Genomic DNA, 16,049 nt, shown 5'->3' with positions numbered 1-16,049 from the left:
GGGTTCCTCAGGCGGTGGCGGGGGTGGCAACGTCGGTGCTGCTGGGGGCGCTGGCCTGGCGCTGGCGCAGCAGGCGGTTGGCCACGTCCAGCCAGGCCAGCGCGGAGGCTTCGATGATGTCCTTGCTGGTGCCGGTGCCGTCGTACTCCACGCCCTCGTGGCGCACGCTCAGGTTGGCTTCGCCGCGCGCATCGGCGCCGATGCCGACGCTGTGCACGTGGTAGCTGTCCAGCATCAGCTGTACGCCGGTGGAGGCAGACAAGGCGCCGAACAGCGCATCGACCGGGCCGTCGCCCTGCGCGGTCTCGGCCACGCGGTTGCCGTCCGGGTCGGACAGCTCGACCAGTGCATTGGCGCGGCTGCCGACGTCGCTGATGGTCATCGACGCCAGGCGATAGCCCTGCGTGGTGGAACCGCCCTGCATCAGCGTCTGCAGGTCGGCATCGGTGACCACGCGCTGTTGCTCGCACAGGCCCTTGAACTGCTCGAACACCAGCTTCAGTTCGTCTTCGTCCAGCCAGAAGCCCAGCGCACGCAGGCGCGCTTCGACGGCGGCGCGGCCACTGTGGCGGCCCAGCACCATCTGCGAATCCTCCCAGCCCACGTCTTCCGGACGCATGATTTCGTAGGTGCCGCGGTGGCGCAGCATGCCGTGCTGGTGGATGCCCGATTCGTGGGCGAACGCGTTGGCGCCGACGATGGCCTTGTTGCGCTGTACCGGCATGCCGACCAGGCGCTGCAGCAGCTGCGAGGTGCCGACGATGCGCGGGGTGTTGATCGAACTGTCCTGCTCGTAGAAGGCCTGGCGCACCTTCAGCACCATCGCGATCTCTTCCAGCGAACAGTTGCCAGCACGTTCGCCGATGCCGTTGACGGTGCACTCGACCTGGCGTGCGCCGCCTTCGATGGCGGCCAGCGAGTTGGCCACGGCCAGGCCCAGGTCGTTGTGGCAGTGCGCGCTGAAGATCACGTTGGCCGCGTTTGGCACATCGGCCACGCCAGCGATGACCTGCTGGAACATCGTGCGGATTTCTTCCGGCGTGGTGAAGCCGACGGTGTCGGGCAGGTTGATGGTGGTGGCGCCGGCAGCGATCGCCACGCGCGAGACCTCGATCAGGTAGTCCAGTTCGGTGCGGGTGGCGTCCTCGGCGGAGAACTCCACGTCATCGATGTAGGAGCGGGCCAGCGCTACGTGCCTGCGTACCGATTCCAGTACCTGCTCGCGGGTCATCCGCAGCTTGTGCTCACGGTGCAGCGGGCTGGTCGACAGGAACACATGCAGGCGCGGGTTGGCAGCGGCTTCCAGCGCACGCGCCGAGGTTTCGATGTCGGCCTGCAGGCAGCGCGACAGCACCGCCAGGCTCAGGCTCGGGCGGCGCAGTTCGCGGCCGATCAGCGCCATTGCTTCGCGGTCGGACTGCGAGCTTGCCGGGAAGCCGGTCTCGATGATGTCCACGCCCAGTTCATCCAGCGCACGCGCCATCACCAGCTTCTGCGGCGGGCTCATGCTGCAGCCGGGGGACTGCTCGCCGTCACGCAGGGTGGTGTCGAAGATGCGGATGCGCGGGGTGGTAATTCGTTCGATGGTGGTCACAGGGAAATCTCCTCGACAGCGGGCGTGACGGCTTGCAGGGGGGAAGGGGAAGAGGTGGGGGGAACGATGGCGCTGGCCTTGCTGGGCGAGCGCGGGGATTCACTGCGCCGTCGCCGCGGTTTGCGCGGTGGGCGTGGGCGGATGTCGGTGAGCAGGCCGGCCAGTACGCCGGCATCGATGTTGCCGCCGGAGACCACCGCGCATTTGCGGCGGCCGGCGACGCGGCGGCCGGCGGCCAATGCCAGCGCACCGGCGCCCTCGGCGATGATGTGTTCTTCCAGCGCCAGGCGGACCAGGGTTTCGCGCAGCTCAGCCTCGCGCACGATCACTACGTCGTCCAGCAGCGAGGTGCACAGGCGGCGGGTCAGGAAGCCGGGGATCTTCACCCGCACGCCATCGGCCAGCGAGGCAACGGGGGCGATCTCGCGCACGTCACCGCGGATCGCGCGTGCCATCGAATCGACACCTTCCACCTGCGCACCGACGACGCGTACGCCCTGCGACTTCAGCGCCAACGCTACGCCGGAGGCCAGCCCGCCGCCGCCGATCGGCACGATCACCACGTCCGGCGCGTGCGCGGCCAGCTCGATGCCGACCGTGCCCTGGCCGGCGATCACGTCGGCATCGTCGAAGGCGGACAGGAAGCGGTAGCCGTGGCGCTGCGCCAGTTCAACCGCGAACGCGTAGGCCTCGTCATAGCTGTTGCCATGCTGGCGCACGGTCGCGCCCCAGTGGGCGACGCCGGCGATCTTGGTGGCCGGCGCGCCGTGCGGCATCACGGTGATGGCCGGTACGTCCAGGCGGTAGGCGGCCCAGGCCACGCCCTGGGCATGGTTGCCGGCCGAGGCGCAGATCACCGGACGGGTGTCGCCGCGCTCGCGCCCGGCCAGCAGCGCGTTGAGCGCACCGCGCACCTTGTAGGAGCCGGTGCGCTGCAGGTTTTCCAGCTTCAGCCAGGTGCCGAAGCGCTCGGCATGGTGCAGCGGCGTGGGCGGCAGGAAGCGGCGCAGGCGTGCCTGCGCTGCCAGTACGTCGGCGACGCTTACGTCGCCGACATCGCTTTCCTTGCTGGTGTCAGCGCCCGGCATGGACCACCAGCGAGGGGCAGGCGACCACCGCGTGCGGGGACGGGCGGCGAAGAAGACGCCTCCGTACCGGCACCGTGTTGGAAACGGTACGGGTGTTCATGCGGATACTCCTTCCAGTGCGGTCATCTGCACCGACACGCAGTCGTAGATCTTTTCCATCTGCCGGCACAGCGTTTCCGCCGGGCGCTGGCCATCCACCACCAGCTGCAGGTGCCAGCGACCATCATCGGCGGCCACCGGCGCACCGCTGATCGCGCACGGTGCGAAGCCGCGACGCTCGGCCATGCCGATCACGCGCAGCAGCGCTCCTTCGGCCGGGTGCAGCACCAGGTCAAGCCGGTATTGCATTGGGGATCTCCTGGCGGGCATGGGCGGGGTTGCTTTCCAGCATCGTGCTGTTGGCGGTGTTCGGCGGCACCAGCGGCCACACGTTGGCGCGTGCATCGATGGCCACGTGCAGCAGCGCCGGGCCCGGTTCGGCCAGCAGCGCGGCCAGCCCACCTTCGACGTCATCGCGTGCATCGATGCGGGTGGCGGCGATGCCGAACACCTTGGCCAGGGCGACGAAGTCCGGGTTGTCGGACAGGTCGATCTCGCTGTAACGCTCGGCAAAGAACAGTTCCTGCCACTGCCGCACCATGCCCAGCGAACTGTTGTCCAGCAGGATGATCTTCACCGGCAGGCGGCAGCGGGCGATGGTCGCCAGCTCCTGCACGTTCATCATGAAGCTGCCATCGCCGGACACCAGCACCACCGTGCGCTCGGGGCAGGCGAACTGCGCGCCCATCGCCGCCGGCAGGCCGAAGCCCATCGTGCCAAGTGCACCGCTGGTCAGGTGGTTGCGCGGATGAGTGAAGCGGCAGTGCTGCGCAACCCACATCTGGTGCTGGCCGACGTCGCAGGCCACCACCGTATCGGCCGGCGCCAGTTCGCTCAGGCGCTTCAGCAGCGCCGGCGCATAGATGTGCTGGCCGGGTGCGTCGTAGCGTGCGGCGAAGCGATCGCGATGCTGTGCACAGCGCTTGCGCCATGCGTCCTGGTGGGCCTTGGGGGAGGGGAAGGCCGCACGCAGGGCGCGGATGGCGTGGCCGACGTTGCCGGGCACGGCGACATCGGCGCTGCGCAGCTTGGAGATCTCGTACGCATCGGCATCGATGTGCACCACGCGGGCAAACGGTGCGAACTCGGCCAGCTTGCCGGTCGCCCGATCATCGAAGCGCGCACCCAGCACCAGCAGCAGATCGCTTTCCTGCACGGCCATGTTCGCCGCGCGGGTGCCGTGCATGCCCAGCATGCCCAGCGACTGCGGGTGCTGGGGAGGCAGCGCACCCAGGCCACGCAGGGTCATCACGGTGGGGATGGCGCTGGCTTCGACGAATTCGCGCAGGTCCTGCACGGCATCGCCCAGGGCGATGCCACCACCGGCGTAAACCACCGGCTTCTCGGCCGCCGCCAGAGCCGCGATGGCCTCGGCGATGGCCGCGTCGGCGGGGGCCGGCGGCGGTTCCACATGGGCCGGCACATGCGCCGGCAGGTGGCTGGCATCGGCCAGCTGCACGTCCTTGGGCAGATCGATCAGCACCGGGCCGGGACGGCCTTCGCGGGCGATGCGGAAAGCATCGGCCACCACGCGCGGCAGGTCATCGACGCTGCGCACCAGCCAGCTGTGCTTGACGATCGGCATCGTCAGGCCGAACACGTCCAGTTCCTGGAACGCATCGGTGCCCAGCAGCGGCGTGGCGACCTGGCCGGTGATGCAGACCATCGGCACCGAATCGAGCATCGCATCGGCGATGCCGGTGACCAGGTTCGACGCGCCCGGCCCGGAGGTCGCCACGCAGACGCCGACCTGGCCGCTGGCGCGCGCAAAGCCGTTGGCGGCCAGTGCCGCGCCCTGCTCATGGCGCACCAGGATGTGCTTCAGCGACGAATCCACCAGCGCGTCGTAGAACGGCATGATGGTGCCGCCCGGATAGCCGAACAGCGTACGGACACCCTCGGCCTCCAGCGCCTGGGTCAGCCAGCGCGCGCCGTTGGGCGGCGCGCTGCGGTGTGTGGGAGAGTTCATGGGGGAACCTTGCAGAGCGGGTGGGGGTGCCGCGTTGTTACGCGGCCTGTCCTTGCAACCAGACCATCTTGGCGCGCAGTTCCTTGCCTACCTTCTCGATCGGGTGCTCCAGGTCGGCCTGCTTGAACTTGTTGTAGTTCGGCAGGCCCGCTTCGTACTCGGCCACCCAGTTCTTGGTGAAGGTGCCGTCCTGGATGTCCTTCAGCACTTCTTTCATGCGCGCCTTGGTTCCGGCGTCGATCACCCGCGGGCCGCTGACGTAGTCGCCGTACTGCGCGGTCTCGGAGATGAACTCCAGCATCCGCGAGATGCCGCCTTCGTAGAACAGGTCGACGATCAGCTTCAGTTCGTGCAGCACTTCGTAGTAGGCGATTTCGGGCTGGTAACCGGCTTCCACCAGCGTCTCGAAGCCAGCCTGCACCAGTGCCGAAGCGCCGCCGCACAGCACCGCCTGCTCGCCGAACAGATCGGTTTCGGTTTCTTCCTTGAAGGTGGTCTGGATCAGGTTGGCGCGGGCGCCGCCCAGGCCGGCGGCATAGGCCAGGGCGTACTCGGCGGCCTTGCCGCTCTTGTCCTGGTAAACCGCCCAGATGCATGGCACACCGCGACCGATTTCGTACTCGCGGCGCACCAGCGCGCCGGGGCCCTTGGGTGCGACCAGCACCACGTCCAGATCCTCGCGCGGCTTGATCATGTCGAAGTGCACGTTCAGGCCATGCGCGAACAGCAGCACGGCCCCCTGTTTCATGTTCGGCGCCAGCACGTCGTCGTACAGTTTCTTCTGCACCATGTCCGGGGTCAGCACGGCGACCAGGTCGGCATCCTTCACCGCATCGGCCGGTGCTTTCACGGTGAAGCCGTCGGCCTGTGCCTTGACCTCGGTGGGGCCGCCCGGACGCAGGCCTACCACCACATCGAAGCCGGATTCACGCAGGTTCAGCGCGTGCGCGCGGCCCTGGCTGCCGTAGCCGATGACAGCGATCTTGGTCTGGGGCAGGTCGTTGGTGCTCATGGGGGAGGTTCCTTGCGGTGGGAAGAAAAAAGAACGGCCGGTCGTCGTAGTGACGTACCGGCCGGTCAGGGGAAAGCGGTGGGGGAGGCACCATGCATCGCACAGGCACAGCCACCACGAGGTGTCGCGGTGGTGCTGGTCCTGGTTTTGAAGGTGGCGTTGTTCATGGTGGTTGCGTCTGAAACCAGGTCCTGAAATGAAAAAACCCGCACCTGGACGGGTGCGGGTTTTTGAAGAGTTCCGGTGTGTTTGTTGCTTACACGCTGGCTCGTCCCGCACCTGTTGGTTGGGTAATAAGTACGAGCACAAGAATCGAACGCAGCGAGGCGGCGCCGGTGTCGGCGGCTTCGATGTGGGTTCGCGGTGGCGTGTTGTGATGCAACATGTGATCGAGAGAAACACAGCCGTTTCGGCGATGTCAACCCTTGCGATGGAATTTCCATCGGTTGCCGCTGCATCCAGTTCAATCGCTTGCAGCACAAGGATGGTTGCCGATGAAAGTGTTTCGGTGAACCCAAATTCACTCCTTTCAGCGGGTTTTTTGCGCGGATTCCGGCGGATTTTCACCTTGGTGGGTGCGGACCTTGGTCCGCACCGGATTCACAGAAGTCGGGAACAGTGCGGACCCAGGCCAGCACCCACCCCAGAATCAACGTCCATGACCTCTGCCCGATACCACGTGAAGGCCGCAGCGGCGAAGATCGGGGAACCACCCTTCCATCGGAACCCGACCGTGTCCCGACGCCTTGCCCGTTCCCTGCTCGCCGCCGCCGTGCTGGCTGCCGTACCCGCGCTGTCCTTTGCCGCTGACCGCATTACCGGTCATACCTTCGCCACCCGATCGGAGGTGATCGCCCCGCACGCGATGGCGGCCACTTCGCAGCCGCTGGCCACCCAGATCGCGCTGGACGTGATGAAAGGGGGCGGCTCGGCGGTGGATGCCGCGATCGCCGCCAACGCCGCCCTTGGCCTGATGGAGCCGACCGGCAACGGCATCGGCGGCGACCTGTTCGCCATCGTCTGGGACCCGAAGACGCAGAAGCTGTACGGCTACAACGGCTCGGGCCGCTCGCCGAAGTCGCTCACCCTGGCCGAGTTCCAGCGCCGTGGCCTGAAGGACATCCCGGCCACCGGTCCACTGCCGGTGTCGGTACCGGGCGCTGTCGACGGCTGGTTCGCACTGCACGACCGCTTCGGCCGCAAGCCGATGGCCGACAACCTGGCACCGGCCATCCGCTACGCCCGCGACGGTCACCCGGTGGCTGAAGTGATCGCCTACTACTGGGACCGCTCGGTGCCCAAGCTGTCGCAGTACCCGGGCTTCAAGGAACAGTTCACGATCAACGGCCACGCCCCGCGCAAGGGCGAGATGTGGAAGAACCCGAACCTTGCCGACACCCTGCAGAAGATCGCCGACGGCGGCCGTGATGCCTTCTACAAGGGCGACATCGCCCACACCATCGGTGACTACTTCAAGAAGAACGGCGGCTACCTGAGCTACCAGGACATGGCCGACCATCATGGCGAGTGGGTCGAGCCGGTCAGCAGCAACTACCGTGGCTACGACGTGTGGGAACTGCCGCCGAACAGCCAGGGCATCGCCGCGTTGCAGATCCTCAATGTGCTGGAAGGCTACGACTTCTCGAAGATTCCGTTTGGTTCACCGGAGCATGTGCACCTGTTCGTTGAAGCGAAGAAGCTGGCCTTCGCCGACCGCGCGCGTTTCTACGCCGACATGGCGTTCCAGCCGGCACCGGTGCAGAAGCTGATTTCCAAGGAGTACGCCGCGCAGCGCCGCGCGCTGATCTCGATGGACAAGGCGTTGAAGGAAGTGCAGCCGGGCACGCCGAAGCAGTTGGAGCAGGGCGACACCATCTACATGACCGTGGCCGATGCCGACGGCATGATGGTGTCGTTGATCCAGTCCAATTATCGCGGCATGGGCAGCGGCATGGCGCCGCCGGGGCTGGGCTTCATCCTGCAGGACCGTGGCGAGATGTTCGTGCTGCAGAAAAATCATCCCAACGGCTACGCGCCGGGCAAGCGCCCGTTCCAGACCATCATTCCGGCCTTCATCACCAAGGGCGGCAAGCCGTACGCGAGCTTCGGCGTGATGGGGGGCGCGATGCAGCCGCAAGGCCACGCACAGATCGTGATGAACCTGGTGGACTTCGGGATGAACCTGCAGGAAGCCGGCGATGCGCCGCGCATCCAGCATGAAGGCTCGACCGAACCGACCGGACAGGCCACGGCAATGAGCGATGGTGGCGAAGTGAATCTTGAAACCGGCTTCCCGTACGAGACGGTGCGTGCGTTGATGCGCAAGGGGCATCGCATCGTGTTCGCCGATGGTCCGTATGGCGGGTACCAGGCGATCATGCGCGATCCCGAGACCGGGGTGTATTACGGTGCGTCGGAGAGTCGAAAGGATGGGCAGGCGGCGGGGTATTGAGGTTTCCCGGCCACCGGGCTGAGCCCCCTCTGCGGAGGGTTCAGAAGCGGGATCGCTTGTTGGGTCGGGCGGGTGGGCTGGTCGGGGGACGCCGCAAGTACGTCCTTGTAGGCTTGGCAGCCGCATCCATGCGGCTGACACCCCCGCCCAGCCCACCCACCCGACCTCTGACAGTTTCCTGCGGCCGCCACCGCAGGAAGAGAAAGAAGAAGATCAAAAGCAAAGGCGGCAACAGCCACGTGCTGACGGTTGGGGTCGGATCCGTTTTCCGTAGGAAAACGGATCCGACCCCTTCTTGTTTTCCGATACACCTTCATCCACGCATGGCGTGGATCTACTGCCGTCACCGGGAAATTGTCGGAGGCGGGGAGGGGGCCGATGGCGGGACCGTCCACGGCATGGATGCCGTGGCCGAGCCTACAGGGACGTACTTGCGGCGTGTCCCGCCATCGGCCCCCTCCCCGCCAAACCCTTAGCATCCCAGAGCCGCTTTTGCCGTTGCCGTGCTTGAAAAAAGCGGTGCAGCCGCAGGCTGCGAAACCCCCTCAATCCTGATCGTGCGCGCGCGCGGCCTCCGCCTGGGTTTCCTCCTGCGCCGCCATCTCGCGTGCGATCCACGCATCGATCATGTGCCGCTGGCGCTGCGCCTGCCGCCGCTCGCGCGTGTACTCCTGGTCCAGTACCCGGTACAGCGACACCATCACCAGCACCATCAGCAGCGCGAATGGCAACGCCGCAATCGTGATCATGCCCTGCAGTGCCTCCAGCCCGCCCGCCAGCAGCAACGCACCGGCGATCAATGCAATGCCCACGCCCCACGCTACCTTGTGCTTCCGCAGTGGCTCGCCGGCATCGTCGGTGGACATGCTGGCCAGCACCAGTACCGCCGAATCGGCCGAGGTCACGAAGAAGATCATCAGCAGCACCAGCGCAATGCACGACAGCAGCAGCGGCAGCGACATGCTGTCGAACATGGTGAACAACACCGTTTCGTATCCGCTGCCCAGCGCCTGCACCAGGTCGGCCTGGCCGAAGATCTGCATCCAGATCGCGGTGCCGCCGAATACCGAGAACCAGAAAAAGCCCAGCAGTGTCGGCGCCAATACCACGCCGATGACGAACTCGCGAACGCTGCGCCCGCGCGAGATGCGCGCAATGAACGAACCGACGAACGGTGCCCAGGAAATCCACCACGCCCAGTAGAAGATCGTCCAGTCCGCGACCCAGGTGCTGGACGAGAACGGCGACATGCGCAGGCTCATCGTCACCAGCTGGTTCAGGTAGGAGCCCAGTGTGGTGGTGAAGGTGTTGAAGATCGCACCGGTCGGGCCCAACACCAGCACCAGTGTCAGCAGGACCACTGCCAGCGCCAGGTTGAAGTTGGACAGCCACTTCATGCCACGGCCGACGCCGCTGAGGGTGGACGCCATGTACAGCACGAATGCGACTGCGATGATGCTCAGCTGCAGAGGAATGCCCGCATGCAGGCCGAACACGCGCTGCACGCCCGCGGCGATCTGCACAGTGCCGAAGCCCAGCGCGGTGGCCACGCCGACCGCGGTGGCCACGACCGCAGAGATGTTGACCACGCTGCCGATCCAGCCGCGGTGGTGGCGACCGATGATCGGCTGCAGCATGTCGCTGACCTGGCCGCGACCGTTGCGGTTGAACTGGAACCAGGCCATCGCCAGGCCGATAAGGGCGTAGATCGCCCACGGGTGCAGCCCCCAATGGAAGAACACGTAGCGCATCGACGCACGCGCCGCGTCCATGCTCTCGGGAGCGAGGCCTTCAGGGGGCTTGCTGAAATGCGAGATGGGTTCGGCCGCACCCCAGAACACCAGGCCGATGCCCATGCCGGCAGCAAACAGCATCGACATCCAGCTGGCGCGGGAGAATTCGGGCTCGGCGTCCTCGCCACCGATTCGCAGGTTGCCGAAGCGACCGAAGGCCAGGTACATGAGGAACGTCAGCGCAAGGAATACGACCAGCAGGTACAGCCAGCCGACGCTGCGGATGACATCGGCCAGCGCCGATTGCACCACGGTATTGAAGGGCCCCGGTGCAACACCGGCAAGCAGCACCAGCAGTAGAACCAGCGCGATGGAAACGCGAAACACCATGAAGGAGCTTCTCCGATCAAGGGATTGAGGGGAGCGAGCAGAGCTTGCTGCGAGGGGGCCGGCGGCATGCAGCACGAGCCGGGCAGGGGCCGCGAAGACGGCAACGGAAACACCGGCTGCAGCGGCACGATGCGCGTGCACGTTACTGAATGCGATGTCACGGTTCTGTTAATGCCGATGGAGCAGCGCCACGCCATGCGTGGATGAATCGCCAGGAGATGCAGTGGTTTCTATGCTCTAATGCATGCCAAGAAGCGGGGGTACCGCGGCCTGGTGGCCACGGTTGAGACAGTCCCTTGGAACCTGATCCGGCTCATACCGGCGTAGGGAAGCTTTGCAGTGCAGCCGTGCCCGGACTCCGCCCAAGGACCGTCCGCGCGCGGCAGCAGTGCGCCGCCGCTTCGTCCCTGACCTTTCTGGACGATGCCCGATGAACGCACAGCTCTCCGCCCTGCAGCAACAGGCCCAGCAACTCTCCGAATCCGTGACCCGGCCGATTCCCGGTTCGCGCAAGATTCACGTGCCCGGCTCGCGCCCGGACCTGCTGGTGCCGATGCGCGAGATCGCGCTGACCCGCACGCCGACGCTGTTCGGTGGCGAAGAAAATGCACCGGTCACCGTCTATGACACGTCGGGCCCGTACACCGATCCGGAGGTGCGCATCGATCTGTCGGCCGGTCTGCCGGCGCTGCGGCGCGGTTGGGTGGAGGAACGTGGTGATACCGAGCAGCTCGACGGCCTGAGCTCGTCGTTCGGCCGCGACCGCGAGCATGACCCGAAGCTTGATGCGGTGCGCTTCCCCGCGCGCAGCCTGCCACGCCGTGCGCGCGCAGGTGCCAACGTCACCCAGATGCACTACGCGCGCCGCGGCATCATCACGCCGGAGATGGAGTTCGTCGCCATCCGCGAAAACCAGCGGCTGGACGCGATCCGCGATGCCGGCCTGCTGCAGCAGCACCCGGGCGAAGCGTTTGGTGCCTCGATCCAGAAGATCATCACCCCGGAGTTCGTGCGCGATGAGATCGCACGCGGCCGCGCTGTGCTGCCCAACAACATAAACCACCCGGAAAGCGAGCCGATGATCATCGGCCGCAACTTCCTGACCAAGATCAACGCCAACATCGGCAACAGCGCGGTGTCCTCGGGCATCGCCGAGGAAGTGGAGAAGCTGGTGTGGGCGATCCGCTGGGGTGGTGACACAGTGATGGACCTGTCCACCGGCAAGCACATCCACGAAACCCGCGAGTGGATCATCCGCAATTCGCCGGTGGCGATCGGCACGGTGCCGATCTACCAGGCGCTGGAAAAGGTCGACGGCCGAGCCGAAGCACTCACCTGGGAGATCTTCCGTGACACGCTGATCGAGCAGGCCGAGCAGGGCGTGGACTACTTCACCATCCACGCCGGGGTGCTGCTGCGCTACGTGCCGCTTACTGCCAAGCGGGTCACCGGCATCGTCAGCCGCGGCGGTTCGATCATGGCCAAGTGGTGCCTGGCACATCACAAGGAGAACTTCCTCTACACGCACTTCGAAGACATCTGCGAAATCATGAAGGCCTACGATGTGACCTTCTCGCTGGGTGATGGGCTGCGCCCGGGCTGCATCGCCGATGCCAACGACGCCGCGCAGTTCGGTGAGCTGGAGACACTGGGCGAACTGACGAAGATCGCCTGGAAGCACGACGTGCAGACCATGATCGAAGGCCCAGGCCATGTGCCGATGCAGCTGATCAAGGAGAACATGGACAAGCAGCTGCGCGAGTGTGGTGAAGCGCCGTTCTATACGCTGGGCCCGCTGACCACCGATATCGCACCCGGCTACGACCACATCACCAGCGCGATCGGCGCGGCGATGATCGGCTGGTTCGGTACCGCCATGCTCTGCTACGTGACGCCGAAGGAGCATCTGGGCCTGCCCAACCGCCAGGATGTGCGCGACGGCATCATGGCCTATCGCATCGCCGCGCATGCGGCCGATCTGGCCAAGGGCCATCCGGGCGCGCAGGTGCGCGACAACGCGTTGAGCAAGGCGCGTTTCGAATTCCGCTGGGAAGACCAGTTCCACCTTGGCCTGGATCCTGAGAAGGCCAAGGAATTCCACGACGAGACGCTGCCCAAGGACGCGCACAAGCTGGCCCACTTCTGCTCGATGTGCGGTCCGCACTTCTGCTCGATGAAGATCACCCAGGACGTGCGCGAGTACGCAGAGTCGGGCATGAAGGAAAAGTCGGAGGCGTTCCGCGCCGCGGGTGCCGAGGTCTACCACCAGAGCTGATCCCGAGCGGGTAGCGCCCGGCCATGCCAGGCGACGCGGTGGTCCAGGAAAGCCGCCGGGCATGGTCCGGCGCTACCGGAGCCTCACATCCGTCCCGGTTATCCTCCGCCCATCACCCCGGGGAAGGGACGCCATGCCTGTTGCCTTGACTACCCGCTGGCTGGCCATCGCCCGCCGCATTCCGTCCGCCTGGCTGCTGGGCGCACAACTGCTGGCGGTGCTGTTGTATCCGGCGCTGGATGACACCGCCAGTGGCCGTGCGGCACTGGGCATGTTCGGCATGGCGGTGCTCGGCCTGGCGTTGTGGGTGGTGCAGCGCAGTCCGCTGGGCACCTGGTTGGCGCTGCTGTTGGCGATCCCTGCAGTGGTGTTCTCGCTGGCTGGGGCGCTGCTGGACCGTAGCGCCTTGCTGACCACCGCACAGTTGCTGGAGAGCCTGCTGTACTTCTACACGGCCGGGGCGTTGATCGCCTACATGCTCCAGGACCATAAGGTCACGCGCGATGAACTGTTCGCAGCCGGCGCAACGTTCACGTTGCTGGCCTGGGCATTCGCCTTTGCTTTCTCTGTGTGCCAGCAGTGGTATCCGGGCAGTTTCCAGGGCACGGGCGGGGGGGCGCAGCGCACCTGGATGGAGTTGCTTTATCTGAGCTTCAGCTTGCTGTCAGGGGTGGGCTTGAGCGACGTCGTGCCGCTGCATCCACAGGCACGCGCATTGGTCATGCTGGAGCAGTTTTCCGGCGTGATGTACGTGGCTTTGGTGGTTTCGCGACTGGTCGGATTGACCATGCTGAGGCGCGTTTGAAAATGAACGCCAGATAAAAATTTCGCGCCCAAAAGGGCGCGAATGGTGTTGCGAATTATGTGAATGCGTCGGCGAGAGAGAGCCTGATGTCGACCACGCGATAGGCGAGGTAACCGGCATAGGCTAGTATTCGCGCGCTTCATTGTTTTTGCGGTATGCGCCGATGCTTTGTGCGGAGTCTGGCTTTTCGCTGTTCCCAGGACGGGACGGTATCGAAGGCGAACACTGCCCGGGACCTGTCTCCACTGTGTAGCGGAAAATGAACAGCAGCGAATTCCAGCCCCCCGGATTCGATCGGATCCGGATAGGAGAGTGCACCGTCACTCTGTCCTCGCGCGAAGTCGAGGTCGTCGGTGCGCGTCGCCCGCGCCGGCTGACGCCGAAGGCGTTGGGCGTGCTGCGCGCGTTGCTGCGGCAGCCGGGTCGTGTCGTCACCCGCGATGAACTGTTTGCCGAAGTGTGGCCGGACACGCTGCCGACCAACGATGTGCTGACCCAGGCCGTCACGCAGCTGCGCAAGGCCTTCAGCAACGACGACGACAATGGTCAGGCCTATATCGAGACCATCGCCAAGACCGGCTATCGCCTGCTGGTGCCCGTGCAGGTGCTGGACGATGTCGAGCCGGTCTCATCGCTGATGCCCGATGACGAGCCCGTGGAAGTGCAGGCAGCCACTGCGGCGATTGCCGTGGTGCCTGCGCATGTGCAGGAGAAACGTCGCCGTTGGCGTCATGTCCGTCGTCGCGTGCTGCTGCTAGTGGGTGTGGTGATGCTGGTTGCGTTGCTGGTATTGACCGCGCTGCTGCTTCGCCGGGCACCGGCCAGCAGTTCGGCGGTGGACGCCGCCGTGGAGAACGGCACGCGAGTGATTGGCAGTCCAGAACGACCCTATCGGCTGATCACTGCGACCAGCGGCTTTGAAACCTATCCCACGCTCTCACCTGATGGCTCGCTGGTGGCCTATGAAGGCGCCAACGAAGATGGCACTGGCGGTGGCGCGATCAAGGTGCAGACCTCCGGCAACGCACCGGCACGGCAGCTCCTGGTGCCACCGGCCGGCGCGGTCGATCGTTTCCCGAACTGGTCGCCGGATGGGCGCGAGATCGCCTTCGCGCGTTTCTCTGCCGATGGTGGCTGCCAGGTGCTGGTCGCCAGCGCCACCGGCGGTGCAGTGCGCCAGGCCACGCGTTGCGATGGCACCGAGCTGCTCAGTTTCGACTGGACCCCCGATGGCCGCGGGTTGGTGTTTGGCAGTATGGTCGGGCGCTACGCACATCGCGGCATCCGAGTGCTGGATCTGGCCAGCGGCCAGTGGCGCGCGCTGGAATACAGCGTCGACCAGGATGACTTTGACTACGCACCGCGCTATTCGCCCGACGGACAGTGGCTGGTGTTCGTGCGCAATCCGCAGTTGGGTGATCTGTGGCGAATGCCGGCCAGTGGTGGTGTGCCCGAACAATTGACCAACGAAGCGGCCGAGCTGCGTGGCTGGGCCTGGCTGGACGATGGCCGCACCATCGTGTTTGGTCGCCGCGTCGACAGCGAAGCGCGGCTTTACTACCTGGATGTCGAGCGGCATACGCTGCGTGATGCCGGTCTGGATGATGCACAGTGGCCGGCAGTGTCGCGCCGCGGTGGCATGCTGGCCTTCGTTCACCGGCGCGCTCAGTTCGGCGTGTTCAAGGTGCCGATGCAGGGCAATGGCGCGCCTGAGCGCCTGTTTGCTTCCAGTGGCCGCGATGGGCAGCCGATGGCCGCGCCGGATGGGCGGCAGCTGGTTTTCACCTCCGATCGCTCCGGCAGCTTCGCGCTGTGGTGGGCGGATATGCAGCGCCCTGATTCGCTGCGACCCATTGAAGGGCTGCGGCCGGAAGCGCGGCAGGCGCCGGACTGGTCGGCCGACAGTCGGCAGTTGCTGGTGGTCGGCCGCGACCAGCATGGACGGACCGTGGTCTATGAAATCGCCCCGCGTGATGAACGCCTGCACCCTTTGCCGGTCCCGGCCGAGCAGCCCCTGCAGGCCTTGTATGGAGCCACGCCGGAACAACTGCTGGTGGTCGAGCGCGATACCGACCAGCGCACCCGGCTGAGCCTGTTCGATCGCAGTGTGCAGCCATGGCGCCTGCTGGCCAGCATCGATGGTGTTTCGCAGGCGCGATTCGACCGCAACAGTGGCCGGGTGTTGTTCACGCGGTTGGCCGCTGGCGGGCTGTGGTCGGTGGACGCGGCGCTGTCGCCAGCCAGCGTGCAGCAGATCAGTGATGACCGGCCCAGCCGTTGGCGATACCGGGCCTGGACCGTGGCCGGCAACAGCAGCATCGGTTACCTGGGCACATCGACCAGCTGTGGCACGACTCTGGTGCGGATCCAGGTCGGTCGCGAGGAACCGGAGCGCTGCCTGGACGCAGAACGGCTCAGTGCCGGCAACGGGCTCAGCGCCAGTACCGATGGACGTGACCTGTTCGTGGCGATGGCGGTCAGCGATGGTGCCGACATCGGTGTGATGCGGTTGCCTGAACGCCCGCCCGCGCTGTTCCCGGCTTTCTCCAAGTTGCTGTTGTTCAAGGGAAATGGGCCTTCGTAATTTTTTCGTCGGGACCTCGCCGCGAATTCGTGGCGATCTCGTCGGACT

General features: G+C 65.8%; 10 protein-coding genes and 1 riboswitch. Of the genes, 4 read left to right on the top strand and 6 right to left on the bottom strand.

Going from position 1 to position 16,049, the window contains the following annotated elements; translation table 11 throughout:
• Positions 1-7 precede the first annotated feature (7 nt).
• The 5 genes from V9K93_RS05330 to ilvC form a co-directional block, all read right to left on the bottom strand.
• On the bottom strand, positions 8-1,594 hold the full coding sequence (locus V9K93_RS05330; RefSeq protein WP_337302169.1) for a 2-isopropylmalate synthase: 1,587 nt from the start codon (positions 1,592-1,594) through the stop codon (positions 8-10).
• Positions 1,591-2,682: a threonine dehydratase gene (locus V9K93_RS05325; protein ID WP_136640140.1), complete on the bottom strand. Its 1,092-nt coding sequence runs from the start codon at positions 2,680-2,682 to the stop codon at positions 1,591-1,593. The genes V9K93_RS05330 and V9K93_RS05325 overlap by 4 nt, the downstream gene beginning before the upstream one ends.
• A 96-nt stretch (positions 2,683-2,778) precedes the next feature.
• Positions 2,779-3,030, bottom strand: coding sequence for an ACT domain-containing protein (locus V9K93_RS05320; protein WP_012512039.1), 252 nt, complete (start codon positions 3,028-3,030; stop codon positions 2,779-2,781).
• Positions 3,014-4,750 carry an acetolactate synthase 2 catalytic subunit gene (gene ilvG / locus V9K93_RS05315; protein WP_313251771.1) on the bottom strand — a complete coding sequence of 579 codons (1,737 nt, stop codon included), beginning with the start codon at positions 4,748-4,750 and terminating at the stop codon, positions 3,014-3,016. Before ilvG ends, V9K93_RS05320 begins: the two co-directional genes overlap by 17 nt.
• Positions 4,751-4,787: 37 nt before the next feature.
• On the bottom strand, positions 4,788-5,762 hold the full coding sequence (gene ilvC / locus V9K93_RS05310; RefSeq protein ID WP_046985437.1) for a ketol-acid reductoisomerase: 975 nt from the start codon (positions 5,760-5,762) through the stop codon (positions 4,788-4,790).
• 733 nt (positions 5,763-6,495) lie between these two features.
• Here ilvC and ggt point away from each other — a divergent pair.
• The gene (gene ggt / locus V9K93_RS05305; RefSeq protein WP_253078757.1) at positions 6,496-8,214 is read left to right on the top strand and encodes a gamma-glutamyltransferase; all 1,719 of its coding nucleotides are present in this window, start codon (positions 6,496-6,498) and stop codon (positions 8,212-8,214) included.
• A gap of 545 nt (positions 8,215-8,759) precedes the next feature.
• Here the strand turns inward: ggt and V9K93_RS05300 are convergent.
• Complete coding sequence (locus V9K93_RS05300; RefSeq protein WP_295376869.1) at positions 8,760-10,337, bottom strand: BCCT family transporter; 1,578 nt, start codon at positions 10,335-10,337, stop codon at positions 8,760-8,762.
• A gap of 246 nt (positions 10,338-10,583) precedes the next feature.
• Positions 10,584-10,685, top strand: a riboswitch (TPP riboswitch).
• 82 nt (positions 10,686-10,767) lie between these two features.
• Between V9K93_RS05300 and thiC the strand changes: the two genes are divergently transcribed.
• The 3 genes from thiC (at position 10,768) to V9K93_RS05285 (ending at position 16,001) form a co-directional block, all read left to right on the top strand.
• A complete protein-coding gene (thiC, locus tag V9K93_RS05295) occupies positions 10,768-12,612 on the top strand; it encodes a phosphomethylpyrimidine synthase ThiC (RefSeq protein WP_046983048.1) in 1,845 nt (614 codons plus the stop codon).
• A 133-nt stretch (positions 12,613-12,745) separates the two neighbouring features.
• Complete coding sequence (locus V9K93_RS05290; RefSeq protein ID WP_136639586.1) at positions 12,746-13,417, top strand: ion channel; 672 nt, start codon at positions 12,746-12,748, stop codon at positions 13,415-13,417.
• Between the two features lie 259 nt (positions 13,418-13,676).
• Positions 13,677-16,001, top strand: a complete 2,325-nt coding sequence (locus tag V9K93_RS05285; protein ID WP_337302168.1) for a winged helix-turn-helix domain-containing protein — start codon at positions 13,677-13,679, stop codon at positions 15,999-16,001.
• Positions 16,002-16,049: the final 48 nt, after the last annotated feature.

It is taken from the genome of Stenotrophomonas sp. CCNWLW162 (assembly GCF_037203745.1).
Taxonomy (GTDB): domain Bacteria; phylum Pseudomonadota; class Gammaproteobacteria; order Xanthomonadales; family Xanthomonadaceae; genus Stenotrophomonas; species Stenotrophomonas maltophilia_AQ.
The sequence above is the reverse complement of the archived record's forward strand: the minus strand, read 5'-3'. Positions and strand labels throughout refer to the sequence as shown.